This is a genomic window from Paenibacillus whitsoniae (assembly GCF_003955665.1).
In the GTDB taxonomy this organism is placed as follows: domain Bacteria; phylum Bacillota; class Bacilli; order Paenibacillales; family NBRC-103111; genus Paenibacillus_E; species Paenibacillus_E whitsoniae.
Genome location: NZ_RXHU01000042.1, coordinates 160,948 through 182,606 on the forward strand (window position 1 = coordinate 160,948; position 21,659 = coordinate 182,606).

At 50.8% G+C, this 21,659-nt stretch carries 15 protein-coding genes; 1 reads left to right on the top strand and 14 read right to left on the bottom strand.

Annotated features, from left to right (window positions below):
- Positions 1-13: 13 nt before the first annotated feature.
- The 11 genes from EJQ19_RS15445 to EJQ19_RS15495 all read right to left on the bottom strand — a co-directional run bounded on the left by EJQ19_RS15445 (position 14) and on the right by EJQ19_RS15495 (position 13,978).
- Positions 14-1,576 (bottom strand): extracellular solute-binding protein, encoded by a 1,563-nt coding sequence (locus EJQ19_RS15445; protein WP_126142127.1) that lies wholly within the window; start codon positions 1,574-1,576, stop codon positions 14-16.
- Between the two features lie 141 nt (positions 1,577-1,717).
- Positions 1,718-2,599, bottom strand: a complete 882-nt coding sequence (locus tag EJQ19_RS15450; RefSeq protein WP_126142128.1) for a carbohydrate ABC transporter permease — start codon at positions 2,597-2,599, stop codon at positions 1,718-1,720.
- Between the two features lie 18 nt (positions 2,600-2,617).
- Positions 2,618-3,580, bottom strand: a complete 963-nt coding sequence (locus EJQ19_RS15455) for an ABC transporter permease (protein ID WP_126142129.1) — start codon at positions 3,578-3,580, stop codon at positions 2,618-2,620.
- Between the two features lie 589 nt (positions 3,581-4,169).
- Entirely contained in the window at positions 4,170-5,297 is a 1,128-nt protein-coding gene (locus tag EJQ19_RS15460; protein ID WP_126142130.1) for a glycoside hydrolase family 88 protein, read from the bottom strand.
- Positions 5,298-5,444: 147 nt separating this feature from the next.
- Positions 5,445-6,248 (bottom strand): carbohydrate ABC transporter permease, encoded by an 804-nt coding sequence (locus EJQ19_RS15465; RefSeq protein ID WP_126142131.1) that lies wholly within the window; start codon positions 6,246-6,248, stop codon positions 5,445-5,447.
- Positions 6,245-7,201 (bottom strand): carbohydrate ABC transporter permease, encoded by a 957-nt coding sequence (locus EJQ19_RS15470; protein WP_241242925.1) that lies wholly within the window; start codon positions 7,199-7,201, stop codon positions 6,245-6,247. The genes EJQ19_RS15465 and EJQ19_RS15470 overlap by 4 nt, the downstream gene beginning before the upstream one ends.
- Before the next feature lie 36 nt (positions 7,202-7,237).
- On the bottom strand, positions 7,238-8,602 hold the full coding sequence (locus tag EJQ19_RS15475) for an ABC transporter substrate-binding protein (protein WP_241242926.1): 1,365 nt from the start codon (positions 8,600-8,602) through the stop codon (positions 7,238-7,240).
- 108 nt (positions 8,603-8,710) lie between these two features.
- Complete coding sequence (locus EJQ19_RS15480) at positions 8,711-10,429, bottom strand: sensor histidine kinase (RefSeq protein WP_126142133.1); 1,719 nt, start codon at positions 10,427-10,429, stop codon at positions 8,711-8,713.
- Entirely contained in the window at positions 10,426-11,985 is a 1,560-nt protein-coding gene (locus tag EJQ19_RS15485; protein ID WP_164716567.1) for a response regulator transcription factor, read from the bottom strand. Before EJQ19_RS15485 ends, EJQ19_RS15480 begins: the two co-directional genes overlap by 4 nt.
- A 96-nt stretch (positions 11,986-12,081) precedes the next feature.
- Positions 12,082-12,906: a sugar phosphate isomerase/epimerase family protein gene (locus EJQ19_RS15490; RefSeq protein ID WP_126142135.1), complete on the bottom strand. Its 825-nt coding sequence runs from the start codon at positions 12,904-12,906 to the stop codon at positions 12,082-12,084.
- A 235-nt stretch (positions 12,907-13,141) separates the two neighbouring features.
- On the bottom strand, positions 13,142-13,978 hold the full coding sequence (locus EJQ19_RS15495) for a helix-turn-helix domain-containing protein (protein ID WP_126142136.1): 837 nt from the start codon (positions 13,976-13,978) through the stop codon (positions 13,142-13,144).
- A 132-nt stretch (positions 13,979-14,110) separates the two neighbouring features.
- On the opposite strand from EJQ19_RS15495, the gene EJQ19_RS15500 reads away from it, so the two are divergent.
- A complete protein-coding gene (locus tag EJQ19_RS15500; RefSeq protein WP_126142137.1) occupies positions 14,111-16,420 on the top strand; it encodes a beta-galactosidase in 2,310 nt (769 codons plus the stop codon).
- Positions 16,421-16,489: 69 nt separating this feature from the next.
- On the opposite strand, the gene EJQ19_RS15505 is transcribed toward EJQ19_RS15500, so the two are convergent.
- The 3 genes from EJQ19_RS15505 to EJQ19_RS15515 all read right to left on the bottom strand — a co-directional run bounded on the left by EJQ19_RS15505 (position 16,490) and on the right by EJQ19_RS15515 (position 21,650).
- On the bottom strand, positions 16,490-18,580 hold the full coding sequence (locus EJQ19_RS15505; RefSeq protein WP_206438425.1) for a glycosyl hydrolase 115 family protein: 2,091 nt from the start codon (positions 18,578-18,580) through the stop codon (positions 16,490-16,492).
- Positions 18,581-18,652: 72 nt separating this feature from the next.
- The gene (locus EJQ19_RS15510) at positions 18,653-19,972 is read right to left on the bottom strand and encodes an ABC transporter substrate-binding protein (RefSeq protein ID WP_241242927.1); all 1,320 of its coding nucleotides are present in this window, start codon (positions 19,970-19,972) and stop codon (positions 18,653-18,655) included.
- Between the two features lie 121 nt (positions 19,973-20,093).
- The gene (locus EJQ19_RS15515; protein ID WP_126142139.1) at positions 20,094-21,650 is read right to left on the bottom strand and encodes a response regulator transcription factor; all 1,557 of its coding nucleotides are present in this window, start codon (positions 21,648-21,650) and stop codon (positions 20,094-20,096) included.
- Between the last annotated feature and the right edge of the window lie 9 nt (positions 21,651-21,659).

Below are 21,659 nucleotides of genomic sequence, written 5' to 3' on the forward strand. Positions count from 1 at the left end.
GGCCGAAATCCTCTTATTTCTTGCGATTGGCGTTGTACCAGTCGGTAAGCTCTTTGATCGCTTTATCTCCACCTTGCTTTTTCCAGCTCGCCACGTACTCATCGAAATAGTCCAGCGGCTTCTCGCCGAGAATAATTTTCGCTGCTGCTTCCTGGAAGGAGCCTTTGTAGCCCAGGTCCGCATTCTTCGTCAATGTCTCTGACGGCGGCATACCGGCTGTCGGGTTCGTAATGCCTTCTTTGCGGGACGTTGCAATCGTATCGAGCAGTTTGTTGTACGCTTCATCGTTGTTGATCAGCACTTTTTGCGCTGCTTCGTTAAAACCGTGCATTTGGAATACGGCGGAGCGCCATTTCACGTCGGCATCTTTGTCGGCGTTGTATTTAATCGTGCTGCCTTCTTTGGTATAGGATTGACCTTCAATGCCCAGCTCCGTGAACATTTGGCCTTCGTCCGATACGAGCCAGTCGAACATTTTGACGATCGCTTCCGGATTTTTCGTGTCTTTGCTGACGACGAACGTTTTCAGCACGGGCTTCTCGACACGGCCGACTTGACCGTCGTAGCCTTCGCCTTTTGGCGTCGGAATCGCGACAACGTTCGGTTTCTTGTCTGGGAGCAGCTTACTAAGTTCCTTCTGCCACGGATCCCAAATGCCGAAGACGACGTGATCCCAGGAGCCGACGAGGTCGGATTTGATTTTCTGATCCCAGATGGCTCGGGTATTCGTCAGGAATTCCGCATCGATCAGCTTCTCGGCGTACATCGTTTTGAGGGTACCGAGCGCTTTTTTCATATTCGGGCTGACGAAGCCTGGCATTACTTCATTGTTATATAGCGTATTCGAATCGAGGTTCACCCCGTACATGCCAAAAATATTGTCCGCCCACTCGAACTTCTCACGCGAGGAGAACGGAATCTCGTCCTTCTTGCCGTTGCCGTTCGGGTCTTTATCGCGGAACGCCCGCAGCATGTCGAGGAATTCAGCAGTCGTTTTCGGCGTCTGAATGCCGAGCTTATCCATCCAGTCCTTGCGCACATAGATGACGCGCTCCGAAGGCGCATTGCCTTGTGCAGGCTGCGGGATGGCAAGAATTTTGCCGTTCAGGGTGACAGCGTCCCAAGCGGATTGCGGAATGTTTTTCTTCAGATTCGGCCCGTATTTATCGATATAAGGTTTCAAATCCATTGCCAAACCGTTGATGACAAGATCGGAGGTTTCAATGCCCCATACCATGTGCACGTTCGGAATGTCGCCGGAAGCGAACTTCAGCTTGAGCTGATCCATGTAGTTCTCATGCGGCAGAAACGTGATGTCGAGGTCGGTGTTCGTTTTTTGCGCAAGGTACTTGACGGTTGCCAGGTCCATCGATTTGCCGCCCGGAATTTGTTGGGCGTTATTCGAGACGAACATCGAAATCTTCGCCGGTTCAGCCGGTGTCGCGCTTTGGGTGGCTTCCGGCGCGGAGGCCGACGGTGTCGAAGACGTGCTTTTATCGGAACCGCAGGCAGCCAAGGCACCGGTGAGACAGACGACACAGGATAATGTAATCGCTTTCTTTAATAGAACTTTCATCGAGATGACCCTCCCTAATTATGTTCATTATAAAATACAGACTTTCCACTTAACATCAGCATATGGCTGGTAAAATCTGCATCACCTCCGGTGTAGACTCTGTAGGAACGTCAAGATGCGGGCGGGCGGAGCCGCCGCTTCCTATTCCTTCACCGAACCGAGCAAAGCGCCTTTAATAAAATGCTTTTGCAGGAATGGATAGATGATGATGACAGGCACGGTTGCAATGACGATCGTCGCCATTTGAAGACCTTGCGGCGTAATCGCCGTCGAGAGTTCTGTCACCGACTGGCCCCCGGCGGAGTCCATATCGAACTGCGAGATCAGCTTGTACAGGTACAGCTGCAGAGGCTGAAGCTCGCGATTCGTAATGTACAGCAGCGGGCCCAGGTAGTTGTTCCAATGCCCAACGGCATAGAACAGAATCAGCGTCACGTTGATCGGCATGGACAGCGGAGCGACGATTTTCCACAAAATGCGGTACTCCGACATCCCGTCCACCCGGGCGGCTTCGAACAATTCCTCCGGAATGGAGCGCATAAAGGTGATGCAGAGCATCATATTAAAAGCGCTGAGCGCACTCGGAATAATGAGCGACCAGATCGTGTTCATCATGCCGAGGCTTTTGATCAGTAAGTACATCGGCACCATCGGGGCCTGGAAGATCATTGTAAAAATAATGGCCAGCAGGATGGCTTTGCGTCCGCCGAGCCATGACTTTGAGAGCGGATACGAGGTAAGCAGCGTCAGTACCATGTTGAGTGCCGTACCGATGACGACAATCTGGATCGTGACCCAGAACGCTCGCCAGAAGACGGCGTTTTTCAGCACGAACTCATAGTTGAGCCAGTTAAAACCGACGGGCCACAACATCACTTTGGCATGCACGATCGCTTCATTGGAGCTGAGCGAGCCTGCGATGACGTTCATGAGCGGCAGCGCGACCGCTGCGCAGAAGAGCAGCAAAATCACGACGTTGGCTGTATCGAAAGCGACTTCGCCGGATGAGCGTTTGATTTTCATAGCTGAGAAGTCCCCCTTTTAATAGAGCCCTTCGCCGGTGGTCAGCTTGCTGACGCGGTTCGCGATGACGAGCAGAATGAAGCCAATGACGGATTTGAACAATCCGATGGCGGTTGTGATGCTGTACTGTCCTTGCAAAATCCCCGCCCGATACGTGTAGGTATCGAGAACGTCCCCGGTTTCATACGTCGCCGGATTCAGGAACTGATAGATTTGTTCAAAACCGGAATCCATAATATGGCCGATTTTGAGCATGAGCAGAATCATAATCGCCGGCAGAAGGCCCGGCACCGAAATGTGCAAGAACTGCTTCCAGCGGTTCGCACCGTCCATTTTGGCCGCTTCGTACAGAGCGGGGTTGATGCCCGCCAGCGCAGCGATAAAGATGATGGCGTTCCAGCCCATCTCCTTCCAGATGCCCGATGTGATGATGATCGAGCGGAAGTATTCCGGCTTTTGCAGGAATGAGATTTTCTCGCCGCCCAGCATGACAATCAAGTGATTGACGAAGCCTTGCGCCGGGGACAGCATCATGTACGTGAGTCCGAAGACGATCGTCCACGAGAGAAAATGCGGCAAGTAGAGCACCGTTTGCGTCACGCGTTTGAACGCCATTGACCTCACTTCGTTCAGCAAGCACGCCAGAATGATCGGCAGCGGAAACGCGAAAATGATCTGATACAGCGAAATGAACAGCGTATTGCGGAGAAGCCTTGCGAACTTATCGTAGCTGAACATCTGCTCAAACCACTGAAAGCCGACCCAATCACTGCCTGTAAAGCCTTTGAAAATGTTATAATCCTGAAATGCGATTACACTGCCGGCGAGCGGCACGTAGCGAAACACGAGAAAATAGAGCAGCCCTGGAATGAGCATCAGATAAAAAGCCCGATGCTTCAGAATGTACGTCCAGGCGCTCATTTTCTTCGGCTTCACAGCGGCCAGCTGCACCGCCTTGTCCTGTCCTAGAATGGTTTCCATGTCTCTCACCTACTGTTGTTTGATCTAGTGTCTTCATTATAGATTCCGCTAGTTGGCCCAACAATGTGGCGGTTTGTCGATTTACTGTAGTAAAAGTCTTTTTGTAGGGAGAACTGATCAGCAATGACTGTTAAAACTAAAAACGGCTTGGTTGACGAGGTTACACAAGTCTAACGGACGTTTTTGTCAGCTAGATCGTGCACTAGCCCAAAAGCGTACCGCTAATGGACATTTGCGTCCATGAGGGTTACGCCAAATTCTACTACCTCCAACTTTATCCTCCTCCCAACGCTCAACTGGAATTTATCCCGTTCATTTTACGCAAAAAGGAGGATTGGCCAAGGTGAACTGGAAAACCTCCAGTTTAATTGATGCGTTTGGCCCTCCAGAGCTAGCATAGGTGCAAATAAGATGGAGAAATTCCAGTTCACGCGGCTATTTTTGCGGAAAAGCGGATATTGAACTGGAACAATTCCAGGTCAGCGAAGTTGCCGCGGCTCCGACGAGGCTGTGCGCGCCCAAACATGCAAAAAAGAGCCGCCCCAGCAGCTTAACCTGCTTAGGGCAACTCTTTTTGCAAAATCGCGGCTTACCAGAACAGCTCGCCATGGCCTAACAACCGGGACAAGCCCTCGACGAAGTAGTAGTCGCCGTAGATTAGCGGCACGTCGATGTTCTTGCCTTCCGGGAAGTGGCTCGTGCCGTGCAGGACGAGCCCCTCCTCGGCGTCGGAATTCCACGCGCCGTAGTTCGTGTACAGCGAGTGAAGGATGCGCTCTCCCGCGTCGCGGTACAGCGCCGCTTCCGCAGGGCTCACCTGCTCGCTGATCAGCAGCAGGCCGCATGCCGCGCATGCGCCGGCGGAGGAGTCGCGGTACGCCGGCACGCCTTCCGGCAACCGGAAATCCCAGTGCGGCACCTGATCCTCCGGCAGGTTCGCCAGGAAGAAGTGCGCCGCGCGCTTCGCCGCTTGCAAGTACTTCTCATCGCCGGTGTACTTGTAGCTCAGGCTCATGCCGTAGATCGCCCATGCCGTGCCGCGCGACCAAGCGGATTCCGGCGCGTAGCCTTGCCCGCCGTTCACCGAAACCTGCTCGCCGGTGTGCGGGTCGAAGATCACGATGTGGTTCACTGAACCGTCGGGACGGATGAAGTGCTCTACCGCCATGTCCGCGTGGCGCGTGGCGATATGCGCGTAGCGCGGGTCCCCGGTCGTCTGCGAAGCCCAGTGGAGCAGGGACAAATTCATCATGCAGTCGATAATCGCCCAGCCTGCATTGTCCTCGCCTTCGCGCCACGGGTTCCAGGCGCGGATGTACCCGCCCTGCACGTTGAACCGTGCAGCGAGCAGATTCGCCGCCAGCAAGGCGCGGCGCTTCGAATCCTCCGAGCCGAGCAGCTTGTACTGCGCGACGCTCGTCAACGTCCACATAAAGCCGATGTCATGATCGAGCTTGTAGTAGTCGGCCACGACCTGATCGAGCTGCTGCTCGCAGGACGCGGCAATCGCCTTCATTCCCTCGTCCTTCGTATCGCGATACAAGAGCCACAGCAGCCCCGGCCAGAACCCGGCGGTCCACCAATAGGCTGGCTCCAGCTTGTATACGCCATCCACGCTCGCATGCGGGAAGTTCGCCCCGATGCGCTTGCTCGTTTTATTCACTTTTGCCACAGTTTGTGACCAGGCTTCCTGCGCCCAGTCTTGCTGAATCGTCATTATCGTATGCTCCTTAACAGGTGTTGTTTAAACGTTTAACCTATTATAACACCTGGGGGTTAAGAAGCCTAGTCAGGAATGTTTCTTGAGCCCATGGCGCTGCTGCCGGACTGCATAGTTCGTCCAAGCTGCAGCTCCAGGTTCTTTTTACCCTTTCACGGCGCCTGCCGTAATTCCCTTTATAAAGGTACGGCTTCCCAGCATGAACACAATCAGAACCGGCAGAGTTGCCATCGCCAGTGCAGCCATTCGCGCACCGTAGTCGGTTCGATGTACAATACCCAGCGTTGATATAAACACCGGCAGTGTAAACCATTTTGAGTTGTTGATGGTCACGAGAGGCAGCAGATAATTGTTCCACGACCACAGAAACACGAGCGTCGACAACGTGGAAATTCCGGGTTTAATCAGCGGCAGCACGATTCCGCCTAAAATTCTCGGCTCAGACGCACCGTCGATTCGCGCGCATTCCATAACCTCGCTGGGCACCGTGTCGCGGATGAATTGAATCATAAAAAACGCACCGAACGACCACGCACTCCAGGTCAAAATGACGGGCATTAAAGTATTGCCAAATCCCAATGTCCGCATCTCGATGATGTAACCGATCAGCCCAACCTGAGCCGGTATCATCATCGTAATGATAATAAAGTAATTCAAATGTCTTTTCAGTTTGAAATCAAATTTGGCCACCGCGTAACCGATCAGCGTGCTTGTTGTAACCCCAAGCAGCGAAGAGCAGATCGACACGGTCAAACTGTTCGCATAAACGCGGAAAAAGTTTGTTTTAAACACAGTCTGAAGGTTCTCAAACAAGTAGTTGGACGGGAGGAGCGGCAGCCCTTTAAAAATATTTTCCGAATAATACGTGCTCATCATGATCATCACATAGAAAGGAAATAAAGATACGATCGTCACAAGCCCGATAAACAGCCATTTTATGAGCTTCATGCCTTCTCCTCCTTCCCCGAACCGATGCGATAACTCACGATGGAGAACAGCACAATAATAACGAATAGCATGTAAGCCGTAGCAGCACCATAACCGAAGCGGGTTCCTGTAATGAAGGAATCATTGACGAATTTCCAGATGACCGTTAATGCGGCGTTATCCGGTCCGCCGGAGGTACTGGCTGTCCAGCCACCGTATAATAGTTTTGGCTCATCAAACAGCTGCAGACCGCCAATAATCGAGGTGACAATCAGGAAAACCGTAATATTTCTCAACAAAGGCAGCGTAATGCGAGTGAACGTATGCAATCCTGTAGAGCCGTCTACCCTCGCAGCTTCGTAAATATCCTGGGGGATTGCCGTCATCCCCGCCAAATAGATGGTCATGAAATACCCCAGGTTTCTCCATACAATCATCATGGCAATGATCATCTTGGCCGTCAAAGGATCTTGCAGCCACTGGAGGCCCTCCGCTAACAGTCCAAGCTTAAGCAGCATGTTATTGACAATTCCCGTTTGCCAGTCAAACATGAAAGAAAATATAAATCCAATCGCCACCGGCGTTGTGATATAGGGCAGGAAGTTCATTGTCTGGAAGAAGACCCGCCCTTTCGCGAGCTGAAATATCACATAGGCCAGTACCATGCCAAGCAGAATCATCGCCGGCACGGACATGATCATGATCATGACTGTGTTGTACAGTGCCTTATAAAATAGCGGATCCTTGGTCAGCAAGGTTGCGTAATTGCGCAGTCCGATGAATGTTTTCCGCCCTACGCCATTCCAGTCGTGCAAGCTTAACCAGAACGAATATAAGACCGGATAAAAATGGAAGGCAAAATAAAGCACGACGAACGGCAAAGCAAACAAGTAAGGCCATACTTTCATACTCGAACGAACAACTTTCACAGACCTGTCGTGCTCGGCTCGCTTCGTGGTCGCTTCCACTTGCATGACGCTCTCTCTCCTCTCCGAAGACGGCCCCCTTCGTTATTTTATTGTAGCTTCCGGTGCCAGATTTTTGACTTCACTCTTCAGTTTCTCAAGCGCCGTTTTTACATTGATGCTCGTATCCTTCATCCATAACGGATACAGTGATCCGTATGCCGTCTGCACCATCGCATTATATTTCGTTTGTGGATCCGCTTTCACCGTAGGTACGATTTTTTCAACGAACGTCTTGTTCAGATTCTGTCCTGCGAAATACTTATCATACTCCGTACCCGCATCAATCCAATCTTTATGTTTCTCAAAGAACTGCTTTGTTCCCGCCATATTGCCGAATTCTTTGTAGTTGATCGCCATGCCTTCGTCAGACATGTAGGCAAAGTTAATGTACGCCCAAGCAGCGTCCTTGTTCTTGCTGTCTTTATATACACCAACAGATGTTCCACCGTAGGTGTAGCTTCCGCCAGGCGCCGGGATCAACCCCCACCGTCCGATGCCGTCTTTGTCATTAGCAGCAATGTTCCACTTCGCGCTCCATGGCGCCATCGGATAGAAAATGTTATCCCCTTTCGCAAACGATGCATTCCAACCTGGCGTATACGCTTCGTACTTGCCTAGTATGCCCGCGTCACGCATGCTGAACACCGTCGTGAGCGGAAGCTGCAACCGGTCTGTCAGATTGATTGTTGTTCCAGTCACATACGGCTTCGAATTTTGCTCGCGGATGACCCGATAAGCATCGTCGAAGGATGCGAACATCGTTACCTTACCGCCGCTTTCCTGCTGCACCTTTTTCCCCTTCTCAATAAATGCGTTCCAATCAGGAATCGCCTTAGCGAGCGCGTCAGGATCATCGGTTCCCAAATACTGTTTTGCCAGATCTCGACGGTACGCAAGGCCTGCTGGCGTAATCGACTGATCGACGCCGACTAGCTCACCTTTTGAATTCGTCAGTATCGACGGCAAGTAATCCAACAATTCGGTACGTTTAAAATTGTAGGGGGCCTTCTCCAGATTATCCAGAATATCCAGATCGAACAGCTGTCCGCGATAGTTCATTTCGCCAAGAACGACGTCCGGTACATCCGAACCGGACGCAATGCCGCTTTGAAGCTTTTGCATATAATCGCCGTTATTGACTACGGTGTACTCCACCTTCACGTTTGGAAACCGTTTATTAAATTCGGGCACCATTTTCTTCAGAAAGGCTTCGTCCCAGTCCCACACTTTAATCGTTCCCTTAATGCCAGCGGCTGTAGCAGCCGAGTCGCCATTCAGCGTGCTCGCTCCCTTCTCTCCGCCTCCGGCTGCGTTATTACTTTCACTTGTGCAGCCTGCCAGTGTGACGGCTCCTGCCAACAGGAGCGTTGCGGGCACATATAACCAAGATTTTTGTGTGTGTTTCAACTTCAAACCCTCCTCTTTTGAAATCGCTTCCTTTATCATGTTAACGCTTACTTAACACGGTTGAAATGAAACAAAGCGGTTATTTGCCTCACAATCCGGTTGTCGTCTTTAGTCCGGCTGCTCTCCCGTTCTTAAAGGAATCCGAATAGTAACGGACGTTCCGGAGCTGGGTTGAGAAGTCAGGTCAAGGCCGTACTTGTCCCCGTAATGAAAAGCGATCCGCTCTCGAATATTGGCCAGTCCAATCCCCTTCGTCTGGCCGGAGTTGGCAGAATGACGTTGGGATACATGGTAATGCGAGGAGTCCGCATCCAGACCAATGCCGTTATCTGTCACAGTGACGCAAAGCGTATTCTCTTGAGCCAAGGCGGATATCCGGATCACGCCCTCTTCCTCCAAGTTAAAAATACCGTGGACTAGCGCATTTTCCACAAGAGGTTGGATCATAAGACGAAGCACAACACATGAACGAAGCCGATCCGGGATAGCCCATTCTACTCGAAAGCGATCAGGATATCGGTATTGCTGAATATGGATATATTGGACGACGAGGTTCATTTCCTCGTCGAGTGTCGAGAAGAAAGCATCCTCGCCCGTCTTGATTGTATCCTGCAAGATAGCGATTAACGCTTTCGTGATCGTAATTGTATCCTTGTTGCGCCCTGCATGAGATAAATAAATGACCGTATTCAGCGTATTGTAGATAAAGTGCGGATTGATTTCCGAAAGAAGCAAATTAATCTGCATATTTCTTTTGATTTCTTGCTCCCTCATCGAAGATTTCATCCAGGCATCAAGCTCGTTTACCATTCGGTTGAATCCTTCCCCGAGCACCTCCATCTCATCGCCGCTGCGGATCAGCACGTTGGTGTTCAGTTCGCCGACAGATACCTTCCGCATTGCCCGAGCGAGTTGAGTAATCGGCTTTGTAAAATTAAAAATGAAGGTAGGCACGATAAGGAGGATGAACATCAATCCGCCGATGACAATTAACAAGTAGAAGAGCAGAATCGGACGAAATGACTCGTACAGCTTCTGCTTCGAAATGTATGCTTCCTGGCTCCACCCTTCCCGCATGGCATCGTAACGGATGGAAATAACATCATCAGACGATACGTTAGCTGATTCAGAGGCCTCCTCCCTATTCGTATCAAAAATGATTCGCCCGTCTCCACCCCTTAGAATGATGCGCTGAAAATCTTTACTGCTTTCCGAAAATACCTTATCGATTTCATCCTTCTTCATTTCGATGATCAGGAAGTATGAACTTCCCGATGACTTATCTTCCCAATTGCGGTAAGGTGTCACGTAACTAATCACATCACGCACGCCATTAAAGTTGACGAGAGGATGTATCGCGGAGAAACGTGTCTCATTTGTTCCGCTCAGGAAAGGTTGCAGCCAGTCCTCCTTTAAATATTCTTCATAGTAGCTCTCATAGCCACTATAGTTGGAGAAGACCACTTTGTCAGGATTTACAATCATAATGTTTAGCAAGCTTGAGTCCAACGCTACAAACCGCTGCAATTGCTTTAACACCGCCACTTTGTTAAAGTAGCTCATCTCCAGCGTCGCTCCAGGTTTTGACACGATCCTGGCGTTGATTTCCGGATCGGCGATGATCGTCTCTGCCGTCTTGACAAGCCGATCCTGCATTCGGGTAAGGGAGGATGACGTTTGGGCCAGCTTGGTCATATTGTCCTTGACAGCCTGCTCTTGCAAGATTCTGGACATATACGTATACGTAATATAGCTGCTGAAAAGCAAAGATACCATGACAACCAACATCGTACTGCCGATGATTTTCGCTCGAATCTTAATCCTCATCGCACGTCGCCTCTTGCCTCGGCGTAGTCTAACGGCGACATACCGACCGTTTTGCAAAATATTTTACTGAAATAGTGACTGCTCTTATAGCCGACTCTCTCTGAAATTTCGTAGAGCTTGAAATGCCCGCTTTGCAGCAGCCCCTTCGCCTGCTCCATGCGGCATGCCGTTATATAGTCGTGCAGCGTCAGCCCCATTTCTTGCTTGAACAGATGACGCAAATGCTCCCCGCTGATACCGACTCGGCTCGCAATCATCTCGGCGCTAAGTTCTTCAGCTAAGTTGACGGAGATATAATCACACGCCTCTCGAATTTTACGGCTATTTGGGGATGATTTTCCGTTACCGGTCATGGTTTCGTGGACTTTAGCGAGAAGCCACAGCTTGATGCCTTCCACAGTTCGCCATTCTTGCGTACGAATAACTCCTTCCTCTCCGAGACGCCGCAAAGCAGGCAGCCCGCGCTCGGATCTAACGATATCCATAGCGGTGACCAGCCTGCCGCATATCTCCCTCAAATACGGTACACTTCGGAATTTTGCAGCCTTTTCGAAGGCATTATCCAGCATGCTCTCCATGGATGCCAGATCACCTTGTCGAAACAGCTCGACTACCTTTTCCATAACCGGCACAACGCGCGTATCCAATTGGGTTGAGTCGTCACCATGACCGGGTCCAACAATTTTCGTCCCTCTTACAAACAAACAGGAAGTGAGTTGAGCCACGGTGTTGCGATGAATCACACTCAACGCCTCCAGTCTGTCGAATGGTTCAGAGTAAGACGTGCATACCGGAACGCCTGGACAGACTTCCTCCAGATGTGCCTTCAAGCGGAATGCGGCATCCGCATGCATGTCAATCGCTCCCTTTCTGCTTGCAACTGGCAGTGTCATAAGAAGAAAACCGACCTTACCGTTCTTCTTATAGGCGAGCTCTATTTCATACAAAGGCAGCTCCGGCAACTCTCCATGCCATATTGACGGAGGTGTCTCCACTTCTTTGTAGGGTACGACGGGGAAAGGCTCTTCCACCGATACGACGACATAGACAAACTGCTTGCCCTTCACTCTTTTGGAGCTGGCTGCCTCAACAGCCAGCTCCTCCGCCGGAACACGTCCCTCTGTCAGATCCTTCAAGTACTGACGCAGTACCATAGCGCTTCGACGCTGTTCTTCCGCGATCACCTCTTTTACCTTGCTCAGTTCACTGCGCAAACTCTCAGCGTCCAGCTCATGCTTCACCAAATAACTGACGATACCCAGTCGAAGCGCTTCTTTGACATAATCAAATTCTTTATAAGATGTAAGTAGAATAATTCGCCCCCGAAATCCAGCAGATAACAAGCGCTTGCTCAATTCGATGCCGTCCATATTGGGCATTCGAATATCGGCAACGATCAGATCGGGTTTAAGTTCCATGATTTTTGGAAACGCTTGCAATGGTCTGAAAAATTCACCGGCTATGCAGAACCCTTCCGCCTCCCAATCGATTAGTGCCTTTATATGCTCAATAGCGAGCACTTCATCGTCCACAATCATGACATTCAGACGGGTCATTCTCATCGCACTCCCTTTACTGTTAGCAGACGCTACAAAATGTTAAAGCGATACATGGAATTTCTCCATGTATCGCGTCGGTACTGGGCTGCCCTGCTATTTATGGATATCCTTCCATATCGAACGGGCAATATGGGCGAATACTAACGATTGCGACCATCGGTCGCCAATCTCTCTTCGGCGATCTCCATACTCATCGATGGTAATCGCATATGGAGGAGGTCCTAATTCGCAAATGAATGGGAAGGGTCTGTCCAGATTATTATGGTTCAGCCAGTTCGTCATCCCGCTTCTCCACCATCGTTCAAAATGGCGCATCATCGGATGCTCACCACATTCGCCTACATCAACCTGAATCTGTTCCCCGTTCGATACACGGGCATGTATGCTTGAAGTTCGTGTAAGCAGTTTTTGAAGATGCGTCTCGGCTTCTTCCGATACGGTGTGCATTTCACCAGCTACGACATAATGGGAAAAATCAATCGTTAATCTCAAATCTTCGATATGCTCTGCATACCGTACCGTTCTTATGAGATCCTGTGTAATCGTACCTCGATGCGTTTCAATATAGACGGGGATTCCCGCTTCCTTCGATAAAGCATTGATTTCAGAAATGAGCCTTTCTGCCGACTGCCCATACAAGAACGGAGTCAGCACTTGCGCATTAATGAAATCAATTTGCCCGAATAACTTGGCTTTTGCCAAGAATTGAGCCATATCTGCTGCACTATTCGGATAGGCATTGACGCTAAATGACAGTCCGTATTTGTTCAGCAGCTTCCGCCAATTATCCGCTTCTTCCGGCGCAGGTACGAAACCATTAATCCCATCAAACCCAGCTTCTGCAATCCGATTAAACCGGTCCTCCATTCGCCGGGACCCATCATCTTTATCAAGCCCATTCATTGTCCACCATGACATCTGGACTTCCAAACGAGGAGGTCTGCTGGAATAATCTTTGTGGATATGCGATGTCGTATTCAATTTTGCAAGATCCTCCATCCGGGTATATTTCAAGAACTGCCGGTGAACCATCCTTTTCTATCCAAAGTATATTGGATATCCCCATAGAAATGAACGATCAATCGTGCTGACTTTTCACACAATCCTGCTATTGCTATTCCTGTATCCCCTCGTTGTATTATTGCACGATAGACTACCCGCCAGCTTTGTCCTTTCGGTACGTCGAGGGAGTTACGCTGAAATACGCTTTGAATAGCCTAGAAAAATGATCAATGCTATCAAATCCCACATCCTCTGCAATTTCTGAAACTTGTCTCGTCGTATAGACGAGAAGCTGCGCGGCCTTTTCCAGCCTAAATTTATGCAGCGTATTCACAATGGTGTCGCCCACTTGTTCTTTAAATAAATGCGATAGCCGGGAGGTTGATAGACAGCTTCTTTTCGCCAGTTCAGGCAAAGATACTTTGTTGCGAAAGGAATGCTGCAAAAAGTGCAAAATATCGGCGATTCTAGGATCTATGGCAGCTACGCTGCCGGTCATTGAAGCCAATCTGACATGCAGCAGCGCCTCTTCCAGAGCGATCATGGAAAGCCGAATATGAAGCGAATTTGCTCCTTGCAGGCTGTGCAAGTGCATTCTCTTCATCGCTTCTTCAATGACAAACCGGTACGGCATGTCCGCTATTGAAATGTGAACAAATCGATTGCATCGTTCCGGGAATCGCATCCAAGTATTCCATTCCGGATCTGGGATAAAATGAACCCATACAAACTCCCATGACGAACCATGGGTTCTGTAATGATGGGAGAGGCCAGGAAGCAGCAGAGCGACATCGCCTTGACGACAGACTACCCCATCTTCCTCCGTAATCACCATGCCCTCTCCCGATATTGTATACATAAACAACCAGTCTACAATGCCGGGCGGCCGCTGAACCACGTAGTGCTCGTTTTCCTTATAATGACCGGAGATTAGAATACCATATGCTCTCATTTCATTTATAGCATAATCCATCGTATGTTTAGCCATATCCACTCTTCCTCGTTTTAGTGGGAGTTTTGTACAATAGACCTCGAACGTCTCTTCTTGATTTTGAACTCAACAGAATACATCGACTACAAACAAACACAATCAATGTAACACAGGGAGGCAGCCTTCACAATGAAATCAGTTAGACTTCGCATTGATGGACCCAATAAAGAAATAAGACCCGGAAAACTGTCAGCCAACAACGGCCGCGATCCTTATGGCCGCTCATTCGGATTCACTAACTTTTACATGACGAAGAATGGGACTCCAACCATTCCTGTAGTCGGCGAATTCCATTTCTCACGCTTCTCTTATTTGCACTGGGAGGAAGAGCTCCTGAAGATGAAGGCTGGCGGCGTAAATATTATTGCTACTTATGTATTTTGGATATTTCATGAAGAAGAGGAAGGCATATTTGAATGGGGCGGCGAGCGCAACCTTCGTCACTTCGTCGATCTATGCGCCAAGCATGATCTGCCGCTCATCTTGCGGATCGGGCCTTTCTGCCACGGCGAAGTCCGCAATGGCGGAATCCCCGATTGGATCTTCAACAAACCTCTCGAGATTCGTTCCAACGACGCCAACTATTTGTTCTATGCACGGCGTCTCTATCGTGAAATCGCAAAGCAAGTTAAGGGAACGTTTTTCCAAGAAGGCGGGCCCATTATTGCCGTACAGCTGGAAAATGAGTTCATGCATTGCGGGGCTCCACTCGATGCTTGGGGTTACAAAAGCGGCGTCTTCCTGTCTTCTGGAAAAGGAGGCAACGAGCATCTGGCCGAGCTGCGCCGTATCGCAGAAGAGTCCGGTATGCGACCAATATTTTTCACCGTGACTGCATGGGGCGGCGCAGCTGTTCCAGAAAGCGATACACTGCCGATGCTTGCCGGATACGCTTATACCCCGTGGATTCCAAACCAACCGCCAAGCAAGGAGTTTATTTATCGTGATTTGCATGTAACGCCTGCTGAACGTGTCCATTATGACACATTGGATTACCCTGTTGCCTATTGTGAGATGGCCGGCGGTATGCAAGTCAGTTACCATGCCCGTCCATTCGTCCCTGCTGAGAGCGTTGAAGCGATGACGCTTGTCAAGTTAGCTAGCGGAAGTAACCTGCTCGGATACTATATGTATCATGGCGGCTCTAATCCTGTTGGCAAAAAAGGGTATCTCAACGAGTATGCCTTGCCGAAAATCACCTACGACTACCAATCTCCGCTCGGCGAATTCGGGAGAATCGGCGATTCTTACGATAGAATTCGAGCAATCTCCTTATTTTTGCAAGCCTTTGGTGATGTGCTTGCTCCCATGGGCACCGTAGTGCCGGAAGGGCAAAGTGAAATCGAGTCTACCGACACGGAATCGCTCCGCTGGTGTGTCAGACAAAGCGATGGAGCCGGATTCGTGTTCCTGAACAATTTTCAAGACCATCTGGACATGCCCGATCACCATGTGAAGATGGAGTTGGAAACCGCACGAGGCACCGTACGCTTCCCTTCCGAAGGTCATTTATTGCTGAAATCAGGAACTTGCGCAGTGCTTCCCTTCGGCTTAGATCTGGCAGGCGTACAATTAATTAGCGCTACAGCCCAGCTGCTTACGAAACTGGAATCTAACGGCGAGACCGTCATCATCTTTTTCGCGCACGACGGATTGGCTCCCGAATATCTGCTGAGCAAGAGCTCGGTATCTTCCATCGAGTCGGGTGCCGGCGCCTATAAAGAGCATGGCGACTCATGGGTCATACACCCTGCCGTCGGAAAACAGCACCAAGTTGTCATCACCCGTTCAACTGGGCATATCGTTCGTTTTGTGACGCTCACTCGCAGTGAGTCGCAGCAAGCTTACCGATTCAACTTATGGGGAGAGGATCGGTTAGTCATCAGCAACAGCTCTCTCATTGTCAAGAACGAGCAGCTCATGTGTACCTCTCAGGAACAGAATCATTTTGAAGTATCCCTGTTACCTGCTTTCACCGGAGAGATTCAATTCAACCATGAACCAATACAAGCCCGTGAACAGGGATTGTTTACGAGCTGCGAAGTGAGCGTACCGGCCTACGAGCCCGTTGTAAACATACAGCAACCTTTCGACCATATCGCGATTTTGGACATTGATTCGGAATGGCCGGAGCAGATCAGCGATGTTTTTTTAGAAATCACCTATGACGGTGACGTAGCCAGCGCAAGCTTGAATCATCGTTTAATCACCGACCATATTCATTACGGGAAGCCCTGGCATATCGGCCTGAAGCAGTTCCAGACAGAGCTTGAAGGCCAATCGTTAGTTCTATCGATCACGCCGCTGCGCAAAGGTACGGTGCATACCTTTGTCAACCAGGCGTTAGTAGAGCGATTCGACGGTATGGAGATCGCTAGTTTCCACAACATTCGTGCCATCCCTCATTATACAGCTGCTTTCACTCATTTCATGCGATAGGAACAAATAGCTGCAAAAAAGAGGCCATCTCCATGAAGGAGGAGGCCTCTTTGGTTTTTTAACGTGTCGCTACACCCCAAAAAATTGCTGCAATCTCAAGGCCAGCTCATCGTCGGACAATGGATTCCGATGAGTATTTTCCAAATAAATATACTTCTCCGTTTCCGGCATGAGATATTCCTTGTACCACAGGAAAAAATCAGGGCTATCGCCTTGCATCCGCAGGAAGCGGCGGAGCGTGTCCATATTGTCCACTGTGCTCTGCACGTTGGTCAGCCAATCCGCGCTGTAGAAGCGTTCCCACTTGCCATGCTCGGATTCGCGGAGCGCCTGCAGTCCGCGCTGATAACTCCACATTGCTTGCGAGGCGTGCACGAACGCCTGCGGATACAGGCCCTCGCTTGCCGCTGCGAAAGACCGGCACAGCCAGAAGAAGCCTTCGGCGCCTGACTGATGCAAAATGCCCTGAAGCCGCAGATGGTCAATAACTCGACTGCGATCCTCTTCGTCCAGATGGTCAATCAGCTCATTACACCGGCCGAGCCAAGCCGACCATTCGGCAGCCCCCGCTTCGCAGCGCACCTCGAACCGGCGCACCTGCTCGGCAAACGTCACCGCCCCCGGCGCCGCCCAAATCAAGCCAGGGTCCGGCTCGCTGCTCCGGCCTTGCAGCCAGTGCCCGACGATGCGCCGCGCCGGGTGATGATAGAACTCGTCACCGGCGAGGTCGTCCGCATTTGGCCCGTAAGGGATCGCCGCCTCGCTGTAGCTGCGGTACAGCTCCGCAATCTCCACATGGTGTCCCGCATAATAACGGGACGTGAACTGACGCAGATGCTCCGCGGTGTCCATCTCGCCGTGCTGCCACAGCGCCCGAAGAATATCGAGCGTGTAGATGTGCATGCGAATGTTGCCGCTGTTGACAAGCACATACTCGGTCGCCCCAGCGGCAAATGCCGCTTCCACTTCCTGTTTCAGGAAGTCGGCGCTGCCCGGGAACATCGTCAGATGGTTCGACGCCTGCAAATCATGGAACGTCACATGATAGTAGATGCCATGACGGCCTCCATCCCCTTGCGCAGGCAAAGCTGGAATTCGCAGGTTCAGATTGCCGTGACGGCGCGATACCATTTTGCCGTATCCGTTATCGGCCCAAATTTTAATAACATCGGGCGGCAGCTTAACGTGCCCTTCCTTATAAAGCTCCGCGATTTCTCCGTACAACGCTACACATGCGACAGGATCGGCAACCTTCTCGCGGATCATGTCATACTGCCGCTGAATAACGTGCGAAATCATCGCTCCGCGCTTCTCCGGCGTATCGAAGGAAGGATCGTTTTCCCAAAACGGCTTGTCGCCTTGTCCGCGGAAGGATAAAACCCAAAGAATCTTGTCGTCCTTCTGCTTCTCAATCGCCTCGCGCCACAGCCGTTCGAACAGCTCTGGCGCCTCCTTGTAGCTGGCTGAACGGCCGGTATACGCGCGTAGGAACATCTCTGCGCCCAGTGGTTCTGCATGATGATGCGTGAGCCACAGGCCCATCTCCGCCGCAAGCTCGGCATGCACGCCGGTTTTCGGCAAGTCCGTGCCCGGAATGACCATGTTCCCGCCGCAGCGCAGCAGGGCTTCGAATACCGGCAGCCACACCTCGCGTGATGGCGGGTACGGCTCTTTCCAGCCGATGAGGCAGACCTCATCGTTCACAAACCAGCCCCGGAAGCGAACTTTGCTGGGTGGAGCGTCATAATCTATGCAAGGGACGTCCACCGCCTCCCGCTTCCCAATCGTCTGATCCGCCCAGAACCAGAAGGGCTGGATGCCTAAATTTTTTTCACTTAGATAAAGTAGGCCGTATACGAACCCCAAATCATCGCGCGCCACAATGGTCAGAACGCTCTCGCCCGTCTCGGCCGCAGCCGTGAAGCGAATAGCAAACGCCTCCGGATACGGCGGACATGCATCGGCATCCACCGCTTGCCGTACAATAATTTCCGCCTGCGCCGGGTCATCGACAAGCTCAGGCCCCGCCCCCAACACCGAAGCAAAATCACGAAACAGCATCCGCAGCGCATGCTGCACTGGAGATGTCTGTTCCATCTGTACGTGAATCCGTACTGCCCCCTGCCAGCGCACAACCTGGTTGGAACTCCTGTTTTCCATGCTCGTCACATTCCTCTCCGAATAAAAAAAACATGGCGCCGTCGTCCTGAATGACAACGCCATGATTCTCATTTATTTTTTCACTGCATCATCGTATTCTTTCGCTTTTTTCATCAACTCGTCGTACGCTTGATCCGGTGTTGCTTTGTCGAACATTAATTTCTCTACGATCTTCTTGTAATCTGCCTTGAAGTTGCCCCAGCCTTGCGGTTCCGCAACGAATTTCTGCGCGTTCGGTGCGACTTTATTAATAAAGTCGAGGGACGTTTTATCGGCTGCGCTAAAGTTTGGAGAAAGCGTGCTAACAACTTTTGCATTACCCGGAATGCCGCGCGTCAACCCGAGCGTTTTGCCGGCTTCCTGGTCATTAATAAACCACTCGACAAATTTCTTCGCTTCCTCTTGCTGCTTCGAGCCTGCGTTCACGCTCCAGAACATGCCTGGTTTGAGCCAGCCGCCGGATTGCGCGCTTTTCGGCAGCGTCGTGAATCCAAACGCATCCGGCTTCAAGGAGGAGATCGAGCCGACTTGGTTGGAGAACAAGTGACGCGCCAGCGCCGTTCCGTTAACCACACTGTCTTGTTTAGGATCCAACTCTTTATCCGTTACGGTAATATCCGGAGGGGTAATAATACCCGCTTTTCTCAGTTCAGCTTGTTTGGTCATGTACTGAATCCACGTTGCTTTATCAATCGTCAGCTTATTGTCCGTGTAGACTTGTCCTTTACCTTGGCTCAGCTGATAAGCGGTATAGTCGACCAAGTCCGAGCTTTGATCTACGTAGACATATTTATCTTTGCCCAGCTTCGCTTTTGCTTCCTGACCGAATTTATAGTAGTCGTCCCAAGACCAATCCCAAGCCGGAGCTTTGAGACCGAGCTTCTCGATCACATTCTTGTCGTAGGCCATGCCGAGTGCGGCCGTTCCGAGCGGCATCGCATAGAGCTTTCCGCCTACTTTGCCGGATTCCAGCAAGCCTTTATCCATATCAGCTACATTGATACTGCCAAGATCGGCAACCAAGTTGCGAGCCACATATTCGTTCAGGTAAGCGGCGTCCATCTGAATGATATCCGGCGCATTTTTCGCTGCGAACTGCACGCCCAGCTTATCAAAGTAGCCGTCCCAACCGGAGAATTCGCTTTCAAAAGTAACGTTCGGGTGAAGCGCCGTATATTGGGTGAGCGCTTTTTGTGTCGCATCGTGGCGCTCCTGCGACCCCCACCATACGATCCGCAGCTTGACAGGTGCTGTCGATTCTGCCGCTTTTTGCGTCTCGGCCGGCTTAACCGAACTGCTTGGCGTTGCCGCTGGCTCAGAGCTGCTGCCGCAAGCGGATAGTGAAGCCATAACGACAAGTGAAACCGCTGCAGTTAATAGTCTTTTTTTCATTGGTAGAATCCCCTCTCGCATATGTCGAATTTACATGTTTATCGTAACGCCGAAAGGTGAAATGGTACATGAGGGTATCGAACTCATTTCTTTCAGTATTTCAAACTAAAGGCGAGAATCGTTATTTTTTCAGCAAATCACTAGGGTTCATACCGCAGTATTTCTTAAATAACGTGCTAAAATACGGCACATTCTGGTATCCCACCTGCTCGGCGACCTCATAGATCAAATAATTGCCTTCGAGCAGCAGCGCTTTCGCTTTCTCAAGACGCACCCGAATGACATAGTTCATGAACGTTTCACCGGTAACCTTTTTGAATAATTGATTTAAATAGTTTTTGGAAATGAACAATTTGCCGGCCAACTCGTCCATCGTCAAATCGCTGGCATAGTGCTCGTGAATATATCCGATCATAAAATCCACCGCCGCCTTATGCTTCTGGGAAATGACCGGCTGACGCTTGATCCCGATCATTTTCAGCTTGGCATTCAGGTAGCTCTCGAGATCGTGACGATTCATCACGATATCCACAGCCGCCGCAGCACCGTTATCTTCCTCTTCCATGATCGCCAGATCCGCCTGTCCGGCCGCATACTGCAGCAGTGTCCAAAGCTCGGTAGCGAGTACCTTATAGAAAAGTTTGACCTCTCCGCCGATCGCGGCAATCTCCTGCTGGTCGATGTAGGCCTGCACATGGCTCCACAAGCTTTCTTCGCTGTTTCTCTGCAGCGCATTTGACAACCTGCGGACAAGGTCTATCGCGCCCTGACTCTGCGATGAGGTGTTCAGCGCTTCAAATGCTTCGTCCGCAGAAGCTTTCAGCTCAGACCACAACTGCTTGCGCTGACCGAGCCCGATTCTGACCGTGAGCCCCAGATAGCGCTGCATGCTATCCGTGATTAGCTCCGTGAAATAGGCAAGTCGCTTCGATAACCTCTCCGGCGACTCCTCCCGGGAAATATGCAGTACAAAAGCCGAATAGGCGCCAAATAACCAAACGAATTCGGCTTCAGGCCATTCCGTTAGCGTCAGTTCCTTCGCGACATTCGACATCGCAAAACGGAACAAGTGCCAATCCGCCACCGAAATGTCGGTGATACGGTCGGTTTTGACCAATTCGACCACGGCGGTCAGTTGGTCGCGGTCCTCCCAGTGCAAGCGGGGACCCGGCAGCTTCAGCTCGGCCGCATTCGCCTGCACGGTGCCGTTCAACAAACCGGCCAGTTGTTCCGAGGCCGTTTGCTTCTCGTAATTTTGGACAAACGAAATGAGCTTCTTTTTCTCCATATTTTCCAGGTAAGAGTCTTCCAGTCTCCCGATTGTACGGAACAAAACCTCGCGAATCTGATTCACCGTAATCGGTTTGTTCAAGTAATCGTCGACGTCGAGCCGAATCGCTTGGCGGGCATACTCAAAATCCGTATATCCACTATGAATGACGAACCGCCCGGCAAAGCCTTCTCCGCGCAGCTTCTCAATCATTTCAATCCCGCTAATGCCGGGCATGTATAAATCCGTAATGACAATATCCGGCCCCACACGGCGAACCAGCTCGAGCCCTTCCTCACCGTCGATCGCTTCCCCGGCAAACTCCGCATCCAACTCCGCCCACGGAATGATGTGCCGCAGACCGCGCAGTACTTGAAAGTCGTCGTCTACAATCGCAATTTTCCACATTGTTGGTCA